This is a genomic window from Actinoalloteichus caeruleus DSM 43889 (assembly GCF_000429185.2).
Lineage (GTDB): Bacteria > Actinomycetota > Actinomycetes > Mycobacteriales > Pseudonocardiaceae > Actinoalloteichus_B > Actinoalloteichus_B caeruleus.
On record NZ_AUBJ02000001.1, the window covers coordinates 4,058,228 to 4,070,244 of the forward strand.

At 71.6% G+C, this 12,017-nt stretch carries 11 protein-coding genes; 4 read left to right on the plus strand and 7 right to left on the minus strand.

The window, feature by feature from the left end:
• Positions 1-140: 140 nt before the first annotated feature.
• Complete coding sequence (locus G443_RS16030; RefSeq protein WP_026417822.1) at positions 141-1,055, minus strand: aminoglycoside phosphotransferase family protein; 915 nt, start codon at positions 1,053-1,055, stop codon at positions 141-143.
• A complete protein-coding gene (locus tag G443_RS16035) occupies positions 1,052-2,425 on the minus strand; it encodes a helix-turn-helix domain-containing protein (RefSeq protein WP_026417823.1) in 1,374 nt (457 codons plus the stop codon). The genes G443_RS16030 and G443_RS16035 overlap by 4 nt, the downstream gene beginning before the upstream one ends.
• Before the next feature lie 227 nt (positions 2,426-2,652).
• Between G443_RS16035 and G443_RS16040 the strand changes: the two genes are divergently transcribed.
• Positions 2,653-2,949, plus strand: a complete 297-nt coding sequence (locus tag G443_RS16040) for a hypothetical protein (RefSeq protein ID WP_245588705.1) — start codon at positions 2,653-2,655, stop codon at positions 2,947-2,949.
• Positions 2,950-2,956: 7 nt separating this feature from the next.
• The gene (locus G443_RS16045) at positions 2,957-3,340 is read left to right on the plus strand and encodes a hypothetical protein (RefSeq protein ID WP_030226021.1); all 384 of its coding nucleotides are present in this window, start codon (positions 2,957-2,959) and stop codon (positions 3,338-3,340) included.
• Positions 3,341-3,774: 434 nt separating this feature from the next.
• Here the strand turns inward: G443_RS16045 and G443_RS16050 are convergent, their stop codons facing one another.
• Positions 3,775-4,821 carry a class I SAM-dependent methyltransferase gene (locus G443_RS16050; RefSeq protein ID WP_026417825.1) on the minus strand — a complete coding sequence of 349 codons (1,047 nt, stop codon included), beginning with the start codon at positions 4,819-4,821 and terminating at the stop codon, positions 3,775-3,777.
• 342 nt (positions 4,822-5,163) lie between these two features.
• Between G443_RS16050 and G443_RS16055 the strand changes: the two genes are divergently transcribed.
• Both G443_RS16055 and G443_RS16060 read left to right on the plus strand, forming a co-directional pair.
• Complete coding sequence (locus G443_RS16055; protein ID WP_051313631.1) at positions 5,164-5,721, plus strand: TetR/AcrR family transcriptional regulator; 558 nt, start codon at positions 5,164-5,166, stop codon at positions 5,719-5,721.
• 84 nt (positions 5,722-5,805) lie between these two features.
• Positions 5,806-6,597: a VOC family protein gene (locus tag G443_RS16060; protein WP_026417827.1), complete on the plus strand. Its 792-nt coding sequence runs from the start codon at positions 5,806-5,808 to the stop codon at positions 6,595-6,597.
• 35 nt (positions 6,598-6,632) lie between these two features.
• On the opposite strand, the gene G443_RS16065 is transcribed toward G443_RS16060, so the two are convergent.
• The 4 genes from G443_RS16065 to G443_RS16080 all read right to left on the minus strand — a co-directional run bounded on the left by G443_RS16065 (position 6,633) and on the right by G443_RS16080 (position 11,262).
• A complete protein-coding gene (locus G443_RS16065) occupies positions 6,633-7,748 on the minus strand; it encodes an L-tyrosine/L-tryptophan isonitrile synthase family protein (protein ID WP_253860225.1) in 1,116 nt (371 codons plus the stop codon).
• On the minus strand, positions 7,706-9,469 hold the full coding sequence (locus G443_RS16070) for a hypothetical protein (RefSeq protein WP_253860226.1): 1,764 nt from the start codon (positions 9,467-9,469) through the stop codon (positions 7,706-7,708). The genes G443_RS16065 and G443_RS16070 overlap by 43 nt, the downstream gene beginning before the upstream one ends.
• Positions 9,470-9,898: 429 nt before the next feature.
• Positions 9,899-10,549 (minus strand): NAD(P)H-binding protein, encoded by a 651-nt coding sequence (locus G443_RS16075; protein ID WP_026417829.1) that lies wholly within the window; start codon positions 10,547-10,549, stop codon positions 9,899-9,901.
• 59 nt (positions 10,550-10,608) lie between these two features.
• Positions 10,609-11,262 carry a hypothetical protein gene (locus G443_RS16080; protein ID WP_026417830.1) on the minus strand — a complete coding sequence of 218 codons (654 nt, stop codon included), beginning with the start codon at positions 11,260-11,262 and terminating at the stop codon, positions 10,609-10,611.
• Between the last annotated feature and the right edge of the window lie 755 nt (positions 11,263-12,017).

The window sequence follows — 12,017 nt, forward strand, 5'->3', positions numbered from 1 at the left end:
CGCCGGAACGCCGAGGCGCCGCGGTGCGCGCCGTCGGAACGCGGAGGGGGACTCTGGTCGACTGTGACGCCCGTGACATCGACGGGCGGTCGCGAGACGTTACCGTTCGGGCACCGAGGGCGACGGTCTCCGCGTGGTGGTCACCGGTAGCGGGTCCACCTCGCGCTCGCGTCTCCCTCACGCAGCGACCGGAGCCGCAGCTCGAGCTGGGGCCGGAACTCGGGTTTGCTGCGCAGGATGGGCAGCACGCTGGTCGTCAGTTTGAGCTCCCGCACGTCGCGCAGCACCGGGAAACCGCTCCAGCGCAGGAGGTCGAACCCGTACCGCGCGGCGAGCTGCCGGTAGCGCCGACGGGACGCCCCGAACCGCAGGACGCCCACCGCCATCGGGGTGAGATCCCACTCGCGGGGGCCGACGCAGGACGAGTCGAAGTCGCAGACGACGGGACCGGCGGGACCGGAGATCAGGTTTCCCAGGTGCGCGTCCCCGTGCACGAAGCCCTCCTGGAGCGGGAACGTCAGGTCGTGCAGCCGCCGTTCCAGCTCGGAGCAGCGTTCCTCCAGGAAGGCCCGGTCGTCGTCGGCGAGTTCCTCGGCGTCGGTCAGCCGCCGACGCACGTCGTCCAGGGGCGCCCAGTAGGGCAGCGGGTGGTCGGGCATCGGGAGCGCGTGCAAGGCCCGGAGGACGTCCGCGAGGTCGTTGACCGAAGCCGGCGGCCCGGCCTCGGGCACGTCCTCCCAGAGGGTGGCCACGTGGCCACCGACCCGGACGGGCTGGCGGACCCCGGGCAGCAGCCGGACCGCGGGCACGTCGTGTTCGGCGAGCCAGCGGGCGGTGCGCACCACCTTCTCCACGCGGTGCAGCAGTTTGGTGGAGACGACGATGCGCACCACCGCCCGGTCCGCCGCCAGCCGGAAGACGGCGTTGTTGGTGCAGCGGAGCAGGGTGGCACCGGTGGCGTCGAGCCCCTGCGTGCGGCACACCTCCCGCAACACCGCGATGAGCTTGTCCTGGGTGAACCGGCCGTCTGGTGCGGCGGCGACCAGCGTGTTCACGCGGACAGGTGGAGCGTGAGTCGTTCGTTGAGCTCCTTGGCCGCCGGGTTCGCGGACCGTTTGCGGGTCTCGGCGAGCAGCGGTCGCAGACGGTCGCGCATCCGGCTGGACCGCACGTCCTCGCTGGCCTCGATGGCCAGGTGGCCGCAGCGGACGCCGTGGTCGATGTCCCCGGTGCGGAGGTGGTTGGACGCCATCATGATCTGCTGGAAGCCCCGGTTGCGGTTCATGTCCTCGCGGAGGTTGGCGCTCGCCTGTTCCAGGGCGTTGACGGCGATCCGGGAGTGGTTCGGGTCGGCTCCCTCGGCCGCCGCGAGCGTGGTGTAGACGGCGCCGATCATGGAGTGCAGGTCGGTCTCGTCGAAGAACCGGACCCAGGGGGGCACCTCGTCGGGGTTGGACCGCGCGAAGGCGTCCTTGGACATGCCGAGTTGCAGGATCGCCTGGCGGGCGAGCCCGGCCTCCGCGTAGGCCCAGGCCTCGTTGGCGCAGAGGACCGCGCCGGTGAGGGCGGAGCCGGTGTTCTGGGCGGCGACCTGGCCGAGCTGGAACATCTTCAGCGCCTCGTTGGGCTCCTTGTGGTGCAGGTAGAGGCGGCCGGTGCGGTAGAGGATGTTCGCGACCAGCGTGTCGTTCCCGCCGCGCTTGGCGAATTCGAGGGCCCGCCCGAAGTGGCTACGCGCGGAGTCGATCAACCCGATGTCGAACGAGGTCCAGCCCGCGAGGCCGTAGAGGTCGCCGATCGCGACGAACAGCCGCTGCTCCACCTCCTCGGTCCGCTGGGCGCCCAGGAGCTGCTGCGCCCAGTTGAGCTGGGCGATCACGGCGTCGCGGCAGAAGCCGCCGCCATGCCGGGAGTCCAGGGACCGCAGCGCTCCGGTGGCCGCCTCGATCTGGCGGACGTCGGTGAGGCCGATGCGGTTGGGCACGGGGGTACGGGCGGCGGTCGCGGCCCAGCCGGGCTCGGAGCCGAACACGGCCGCGCCGACCGTCACGGCGGCGGCGTGCGCCAGGAACTTGCGACGCTTCACCGATTCCTCCTCTTCAGCCTGCGCGTCGTCGATGACCCCGACGACACGTGCCGCCGTGGCCTCGTCGTAGGCGAGTCCCATGTAGCCCCGGGGTACGCCGAGTCCGGTGGCGATCCTGGCCAGCACGTCGTAGGCCATGACCTGACGTCCCTTGAGGATCTCCGACACCTCGGACTGGGACTGGCCCGTCGACGCGGCGATCTGTCGCTGGGACACGCCGAACCGCCGGAGGATCCGGTACACGGTGCTGATGTCACGTCGCAGGAGCGCGTCGCGCATCTCCTGCTTCTCCCAGACCTCTGGTGTAACGGGCGAGCTCTGGGAACCGATTGTGTTCATTTGAACCCCCTCCCGCCGCAACGGGCGCCAACCGCAGAGTAAGGCCATGCCGGCCCGGCGGTGAAGCGCCGATCGGCGGAGGTGATCGGCCCCTGTGAAGGGGTGGTACCGCTCGTCGTGGAACCCCGGCCGATCGGCGCATCCCGTCTCCCCCCAGCCAACCACGTGCAGCACTGTTGGTGACGGCAAGGGAACGACGGGCAGCGAGCAGGGAGCGACCGGACACCGTGGACTGGACGACGCGTGAGGACACCCCGACCGGGGATTTCCCGGTGGTCGGTGACGGGTCCGTCCGTCTGGCGGACGACCGACCGATGTGGCTGGTCGAGTGCCGGGACATCGCGAACCGCCCCTGCGTGGTGACGGTGCTCGTCGATGGAGACCGAGTGGTGATCGTGGGACCACCCGGAGAGACAGCAGTGTTCTCCTCCTCGGAAGTGGAGACGCTCCGCAACGCGTTGCGTGAGGCGGCCTCGGCCGCCGCGCGACACGACACCGCCCTGGTGGCGGGAAGGCAACGGTGACGTTTCGGTGGACGAGATCCTGGGTCGGGTACTGCGCAACGCCGTGTGGGAGCGGCTGGACATGCTGACCGAGTTGGCCAACCGGGCCGACACGCCCTCCCTGCTCTCGGTGGCTCGGTCAGAGCTGCCTCGTCTCACGGAGGGCTGGCGTTCCCTCCTCAACGCCCACCAGCCGGACCAGAAGGGCAACTGCCCGGAGTGCTCGACGAGGTGGCGGCAGCGGAAGGCTCCGTGCGAGGTGTGGCGGGCGGCCTACGAGCACCTGGTCGCCGGTGGCCTCGCGCCGCACCCCTCGCGCCACCTCCAGCCGGCCCCGGTCGAGGCCGCCCGCCGCGGCCCGGCGCACACCTCCGTCCGGAGGAGGCCGGCCGTGCCGGCTGGTGTCTCCTGACGGACCCGAACCGGCGGCCTCGCCCTCGTACCACCCCCCGACTGGAACGAGTGCGAACAGCCGCCTCGTGACCGGTGGCCCGCGCACACGGCAGGCCCCCCGACACCGCATCGCGGGCCACCGGTCACTCCCCGAGAGAAGATCGACGAAGACCTCCGCGGGCCGGTGCTGGCACTCCCCTCCCCCGAACGGCACCGGTCCGCGGATTCCAACCAGCTCCGCCCACGCCGTCCCGCTGGACGTGCCCGGCGGAGCGCCCGCCCTCCCGCCTGGGCCGCCCGACCCGCACCCGTCGGACGCGGGCCCCGGAGGGCCACCAGGAACGGGCCCGGGTTCCGTCGCCGCCCACACCGACGCGGACCCGGGCCCGTTTCCCCTGTCGGCACCGCTCGCGGCTCGCGGCGACGGCGGCGGTGGGGCGTGCCACCGCTGGGTCACCGAGGCCGGCAGACGACCCCGTTGTGCGTCTTGATCTCACCGTGGCGGAGCACCTCGAACCCGTTCTCGTGCGCGTAGAGGCCGAGCTGTTCGACGGTCTGGAGCTCGCGGTAGGAGAAGTTCATCAGGTCCCCGAAGAGCCGGTAGAACATGCGGGTGCGCAGCGCCACCCTGGGCGTGGTGAGGATCGCGTACCCCCCGGGGCGCAGGAAACGGCGGTGCCAGTCGAAGGCCTCGGGTTTGTGCTCGTCCGGGAAGTGTTCGACGAGCCCGATGGAGACGACCACGTCGAACTCCGGTCCGAAGTCGAGGTCGCGGATGTCGGAGACGAGGTAGCTGAGGTCCATCTGGTCGCGGTGCCAGACGCGGGGGGAACCGGTGGCGGGGTCGACGCCGAGGAAGGGGTAGTCCGTGGGGAACGAGCCGAAGCGGTGGTCGCGGCAGTAGTCGTCGTAGTCGACGAGTACCGATTCGCCTCCCGGGTACATGGCGGAGAGCAGCATCGCCTCGTAGCCGTCGGCCGCTCCGAGGAAGAGGACACGCGGTCGCCGCAGGTCGAGCCCGTCGAAGAGGGACCGTTTGGCCCGGGGGTCCCACACGGTGTCCCCTACCCGGTGGGCCTGGTTCCACACCGTCCAGCGGGCGACCTCGCCGATCGCGCGGCGGGCGGCGTCGAGCTCCGCGCGGCGCAGCCGGATCCCGGCCGCGCGGAACGCCTCGGCCCTGGCCGCTACCGGGTCGGTGTCGAAGAGGTGCTGGAACGAGCGGTTGAACATCTTCCACGCGTCTGGCACGGGCAGGGTCCGACCGTTACCGGCTTCCCAGCTCAGCCGGGCGGCCGCCCAGTTCTCGACGCGGTGGGGGCGCCCGATGTCCCGCCAGTCGAGGGTGGCGAAGTCGACGGGGCGGGACGCGGCGAAGACGTCACGGGTGGTGGGTCGCAGGTCCGCTCGGTAGGTGTCCCGGATCTCGGTGCGCCCGAGATCGTGCTCGCCCCACCGCCGCGCGGATGGGGAGGGAGTGGGTGAGGCACCGCCAGTCATCTCGACCTCCTCGTCAAGCCGAAGGCGTGCTGTCGGCGCCGGGACCGGGCGTCCCGGCGCCGTGGAGTCGGCCGCGCCTTCGCTCAATCTGGTCAGTTCGCGTGGCCTCGGGCCGTTCCGCTCGTTGATCGAGTGTTGGAGGCTCTTGGCGAGTCCCCGACAGGCAACAAACACGAATCCTATTCACATAATAGGAAGCGTTCCCCGTCCGGACACGATTCGTCCTCCGGACGGAGGAGCCGTTCCCCCCGCAGGCCGCGGGTACCGAGAGGGAGAGCGGAATTGACGACCGGCATCACCTCGCTGCGCAGACGGCCAGTCCAGCAGCGCAGCGCACAGCGGGTGGAGCGGATGCTCACCGCGTGCGCCGAACTCGTGTCGGAGCTGGGATACGACGGGGTCACCACGACGCTCATCGCCGAGCGCGCCGGAGTCGCGGTCGGATCGCTCTACCAGTTCTTCCCCGACAAGCGCGCCGTGGTCCAGGAACTGACGTTGCGGAACCTCGACAGCTTCCTCGCGGAACTCTCGAAACGCTTCGCCGATCCCGCGATGGAACACTGGTCGCAGGCGGCGGACGCGGTGTTCGACCTCTACATCTCGATGCACCGCACGGTCCCGGGGTTCTCGTCGCTGCACTTCGGCGATGTCGTCGACCTGCGGCTGCTCGACGGCCGCAAGGACAACAACATGGTCCTGGCCGAACGCCTGACGGTGCTCTTCGCCAACCGGTTCGACCTGCCCCCGGACCGGCTGAAACTCCCGTTGGCCGTGGCGATCGAGGCGGCCGACGCCGTGCTGAACCTCGCGTTCCGCGAGGATCCCGACGGTGAACCGGAGATCCTCGCCGAGGCCAGGGCGATGGTGCGCGGTTACCTGGCGACGCGGCTGGACACCTGATCCCGGCGGCTCCACGTGGCCGGCCCGCCGGACCGGCCCTATGGTCGGGGCGGACGACCGTCCACCGGCCAGAGGAGCGCACCCATGAGCCAGGGCCCGCGGTACCGCGAGGGCATGCCGTGCTGGGTCGACCTGCTGACCGACGATCGGGACGCGGCGGCGGAGTTCTACGGGACGCTCTTCGGGTGGGACTTCGCCGTGGGTGACCCGGCGGCGGGGCTCTACACGTTCTGCCAGGTCGACGGGCAGTCGGTCGCCGGCATCGCGCGCCGGGCGGCGGACGGGGCGACCGAGGCGGTCTGGACGACCTACCTCGCCGTCGACGACGCCGCCGGCGCCGCCACCCGGATCAGGGCGGCGGGCGGGGTGGCGACCGAGCCGTTGGAGTTGGCCGGCCACGCCACCCTGTTGACCGCCTCGGACTCCGCCGGCGCGGTGTTCGGGGTGTGGCAGGCCGGCGACTTCCCGGGAGCCCAGCTGGTCGACGAGCCCGGCTCCCTCGTGTGGAACGAACTGGTGGTGACGGATGCCGACCGCGCCCTCGACTTCTACCACCGCGTCTTCGGCCACGGAGCGCGGACCTCTCCCGACTCCGACTACTCGGTGCTCGAACTGGACGAGCGGCCCGTGGGCGGGGTCCTGCCGATGAGCGCCGTCGAGGAGCCGGTGGCGGCGCTCGGCCCGCACTGGGCCGTCTACTTCGGCGTGGAGTCCACCGAGGACACCATCGCGCACGCGCGGCGGCTCGGCGCGACGACCGCCGACGGTCCGAACGACACCCCCTACGGTCGAGTCGCCACCCTCCGCGATCCGCAGGGAGCCTTCTTCGGCGTGGTCGACGCCAGGGACGCGGCCCCCAGCCCGGCTGGGGGCTGACCGGAGCCGGCCGGCCCCCGACGGCCGCCCCTCCCTCACCTGCGACGCAACCGGATCCCCGCGAGGAACTCGCCGTCGATCACCGGTTCCGCTCTCCCGGAGAGCACCCTCGTCACGGTCGGCGGGACCATCATCCACGGCTGGCCGGGCCCCAACAGCGGCGAGTAGACGGGCACGAACGAGTGGTTCTGGAGTGATACCGCGAAGTCGGCGGACACGTGCCCCCTCGTGTCGACCGCCCCGGTCCCGTGCCACGGCAGCAGACCGGACCCCCCGAGGCAGGAGAACCCGCAGTGCCCCGGTTTGGGCACGTTGGTCAACCTCACCCGGGTCGGGTAGAGCCGGTCGTAGCCGAGGTCCCGGTCGACGCGGAGCACGGCGACATAGCGGACGGCGCTCTCCCACGCCGAGCGGAGCACCCGTCGGCGCGCCGCCGCGATCACCGGTGGGGCGGCCGGCCCCGCGGACCGGATGTCGGCGAACACCCGGCGGGCCCACCGCAACCGGTGCACTCCCGGCGGGGTCGGCAACGGCGTGGAGAACAGCAGCGAGCCGAAGAAGTCCGGCAGTTTGGCCACCAGATCGGCCAGTGGTCCGGCGGGGGTCGTGGCGATCCGCTCGTCGAGGGCGGCTGGCCCCTCCACCGGGTCGAAGTCGGCGAAGTGGTCGTGCAGCGCCCGCTCGTACCACCCGATCCGCCGTTCCCGGTCCGCGCGCAGCCCGGGACCGAGCTTCTCCTCGGCGACGTCGTCGACATCGCGGAGCTCGATGTCGGCGGTCCCGGCGACCATCCGCAGGTAGTCACCCATCTTCGCCTGGTAGGCCGCCGCCAGCGGCGCCGGTCGGCGCCGGAAGTGGTGCTGGTCGGTCAGCACCGTGATCCGGACGCCGGGCTGGTGCACCGCCCCGACCGTCTGCGCGACCTCCCGGAGGCGGACCAGCGCACCGAGTTCGGCGAGGTCGGGCAGCGGGCCGGTCGCTTTCAGGCCGTTCTGGTTGTGCTTCACGGGGAAGCCGGTGAGGACGAGGCGCACGGGTGCGCCGGCCCGAACGAAGGGCACCAGGTCCTGGCGGGCGGTGTCCAGCGGGTAGTGCGAGCGGGAGCCCTTCAGGAACTGCTTCCTCGTGAGGAGGTGGTGGACCAACGCCACCGTCCGCTCCTCCTCCCCGACCCCGCGCAGCCGGTGACCGAGGTGCTGGTGGGCGTTGTCCACCGCGCGTTTGGCCGCCCAGTCGGCGTGCGCGACGAGCTGGTCGACCAGGACCCGGCTCTGCTCCTCGTCCAGGGAGACGGCGTGGTCGGTGAGCAGCCGACCTCCGCGCATCGACCCGATGTCCAGCCCGGCCAGTGACCGGGCGTGCGACAGCACCGGGACCGCCGGCCGGGGCGCGTGCCCCCCCGTTCGGGGGCGGCGCGCCGCCCGTCGACGTCGGTACGACGGTCCACCCGCACGAAGCGGAGCAACGGGTGCTCGCAGTTCAGCAGGTCCGCGGTGGTCGGGTCGAGCCGGCGGAACTCCTCCGCCACCGTCTCGGCGACCGCCTCCCTGACCTCGTCGACCCCGCGTTCCGGCCAGCCCCCGACCCGCAGGAATGCGGTGGCCAACTGCCCGAGTGTCCGGTGCAGGGCCCGCATGGCGCTCGCCACCCGGACCGGGCCCTCGCCGGCAGGGAGGGGGGTGACGGGGTCGCGGAGCACCACCCGACCGGTCAGCCTCAGTTCGGGGGACAACTCGGCGGCGACGGTGCGTTCGTGGGGGCCGGCCACCAGGAGGCGGTGGTGGTCGAGGAGGACGGTGACGATCGAGGTCAGCGGCCGGACGAGGTACTCGGTGAAGTTGTCCAGCTCCCCCTCCCAGTGTTCCTCCCTCGCCTCGATCACCGTGCGCAGGAGCGGGCGGCCCGAGGGCGGGGACGGACGCGTGAGCGCGTCGAGGGTGACCGCGACGGTGCCCACGGGGTACCTGGGATGCGCGGGAACGGGTTCCGGGGAGCGGATCAGCAGCGCGCGACCGGTGTCCCCCTCGGCCAGCGCGGCGAGCGCCGGCTGGGTGGCGCAGTGCAGCCGAAGGAAGGGGTCCGACTCCACCACGGCGTTCAGTGATCGCCAGCCGTTGAGGCGGCCGAGCGCCGCCCGCCCCCCGAAACCCGACGTGGAGCCGGCGGCGCGGGGAGCGGGGACGTCCGCGCCCGAGTCCGGTCGCGTACGAGGTGGGGCGATAACCGGGCCGCCGTCGGAGACGAGCGCACCCGGGTCGGCCTCGAGCTCGACCTCCCAGTTCGGGCCCCGGTCCCCGTCGCGGCGGGCACCGGGGGCGGGAGGTCGGGCGACGACGACGGTGCCGGGTCGGGTGGGCAGCGGAACGACGAGGCCGCGCGGGGGGAGGACGAGACCTCCGTCGTCCCCCCGGAAGAAGTCGATCTTCTCGGCGGCGAGGTCCGCGAGGTTCCTGGGCAGGTCGTGGTCGACCGGTAACCGGTCCAGCCGGCTCCACCCGGTGCCGTCGAGGCGCAGGGTGCGCGCGCCGTCGCCCCCGCCACCTCCGGGGAGGTCGGGAACGTGCCACAGCTCGGGGCGTCCTCCCGTCTCCAGCTCGACCGTCGCCCGTTCGACCCAGTTCCTGGTTCGCCGCCGGCGGGTCCGGCGGAGCCTGGTCAGCTGGCGGAGGACGGCTGCCCGGTCCGCCGGATCGGGCAGCCGGACACCGGTCCCCGTACCGACGCCGGTGAGCACCACGTTCCCGTTCCTGCGTTCGACGGCGAGCCCGTACCCGCCCTCCCGCAGCAGCCCCTCGATGAAGGCGAGGTCGGGGTCGGCGGGTGTCGGTGGGGTCCCGGTCTCGGGGGCCCGCGTCGCGGGTTCCGGCGTCACCACCCGCGTTCCGCCCTGAGTCATCAACTGTGCCAGCGCCTCCCTCACCTCACCACAGCCAGGGCACGGCGCCCGCTGTCGTCGACCCGACCCGACGGGCGCGCGTCATCCCGGCTGGCTGTCACCGAATTGCCCGGTCGGAAAGTCGGAGACCGACATCCCCCACCTGCGGACTCCAGATCACACGACTATGCATTGTGGCAAGGCGAGCGGCCGCCGTCGAATCACCTGGGTAAGCGGAGAATCACCCAATGCGCGGCGAAAGACAAGAAATGGAGCAAGTTAGCGGAAGGTAAATATTACTGAGCGTGATAGCCAGGGTTCATCACCCACGACGAAGGGCCGCCCCCGTTTCCGGGGAGCGGCCCTTCCGCGCGTCCTGGGCGTCGCGATACCACCGGCAGCGGGCCACCGAAGGTGAAGTCCGGGTCAAATACCGGCGACCGCCTCGTCGACCGGAGTGCCACCACCGACGAGTTCCAGTGTTTTCCTCGTACCGGCACCGCTGCCCAACAGCTCCAGAAGTACCGAGGCCACGTCCGTTCGGGAAACCTCACCCGGTTCCACCCGTTCGGCCAGGTGGACCCGGCCGGCGCCCGGGTCGTCGGTCAGGCGCCCAGGTCGCAGAATGGTCCAGTCCAGATTCCTCGAACGCAAATCCCGTTCGGCCGCCGCTTTCGCCCGGAGATAGGCCGCGAAGACCTCGTCCATCCCCTCGTCCTCGGCCCGGTCGAGACCCATCGCGCTGATCTGGACGAACCGGGGCACCCGCGCCGCCTCGGCCGCATCCGCGAGGAGCACGGCCGCGGCACGGTCCACGGTGTCCTTCCTCGCCACGCCACTGCCCGGCCCCGCACCGGCGGCGAAGACCACGGCGTCCGCTCCCTCCAGCTGCCGCACGACCTCACCCCGGTCCGCTGACTCCAGGTCGAGCACGACTCCGCTCGCTCCCGTGCTCGCGACGTCGTCGAGGTGACCGGGATCGCGGATCAGCCCGGTGACGCTGTCGCCCCGCGCGGCCAGCGACCGCTGCAGGATGAGTGCGATCTTCCCGTGTCCTCCGGCGATGACTACATGCATCCGAGAACGTTAACCGCTCGGCGCCCGCGACGCCGTCCACGACGTACCCGCCGGCCGGGTCAGTCGGCGAGGCAGCCCCTCCGGTCGGCCACGTCCCGGACCATGTGCGCGATCAACCGCTCGTAGACCAACTCCCGCAACCACCTCCCGGTCACCGACCCCCCGGGGCTCACCGTGTCGGCCCACGCCGTCTGGTCGATGCGCAGCGTGTGCTCGTCGGCGGTGAGGACGGAGACACCGTGCCGGCGGGCACGGCCCGGCGCGTTGTCGAGGTAGTCGTCGATGCCGTGGACGGCGGCGGGCAGCACCATCGCCGCGCCGCAGTGCCGGGCGAAGGGAGCGGCCGACCCCAGCGCGGTCCGCCAGTGGCGGGCGAAGGAGATGACCCCGGACAGGCGCACCGCGGGTGGCGGCACGCGACCGGCCATCTCGGGCCACGTCCAGGTGGCGACCGAGGTGCGGTCGGTGTTGGGTCCGAACCCGAGGCACAACCTCTCGGCGTGGGCCTCGGGAACCAGTTCGGCGACGGGAACGACCCGTCGCCCGAGCAACGTCATGGCGGGCAACGCCACGCCGCGCCACCCGAGAACGGAGACCACTGCCTCGCTCAGGCTCTCGGGTGGATCCGCCAGGTCGACCTCCGGCCTCGGCCGGGTGGGCAACACGTCGGAATGGGGTCCGGTCGCGTGCCCAGGTGTGCGGCTCACCGGCATCGCCTCCTCGGGGTGAACAGCGACGCTATTCCGTCGCGACGAATGTTCGTTAAGCAGAGTTACCAGCTCCGTTGAGAAACTCCTCCAGAGCGATGCGACCACTGCGACCGACGGCGTTGAGCGGTCGATGACCGGTCGACGACCGGTTCCCGGGTTTCGGCCGAGCGATGCCGCCGTTCGAGTGACCAGCGAAAACCAGCGGACGAAAGAACCAGCGAGTAGTACTATCCCTTGCGAATAATGATCTCCCCTGAGACCCTTAGCGGTGGCGGAGGGGACGATCGGCCCCGGAACCGCCACACCACAGCATGCGGCCGAACGGGCTATTCGAGGAGTTCTTCCGGCCGACATGGGAAGTGTGGGCGAGTGGCATCCCGAGGTGGTGGTTCAAGGGCGTTTCACGTAGCACCTCGACACTTCCTGTCACCCGCCCGCCACTTTTGGGGTGACTTTTGTCAGCACTGAACCGAACATCACCATCCGCACGATCCGAGAACCACCACGCGGATCGCCGAATGCGCATCCACACCCGACGAATGGACATCCGGGTTCCACCACGACCGAAACGGGGTCAGCGCGATTCGCCAACCGGGGAGGGCGGGAGGCCAGGCCGGTGGCTGGTCAACCGTTCGCGTGATCACCGGGCCCGCGACCCCGACAACCCCCCACGGCACCCTCCGAGCGGCCCCGGCCCCGGCCCCGGAACACCGCACCGCGCCGGGGCGAGATGTCCCGGCCGCCGGGCGAGGACCAGG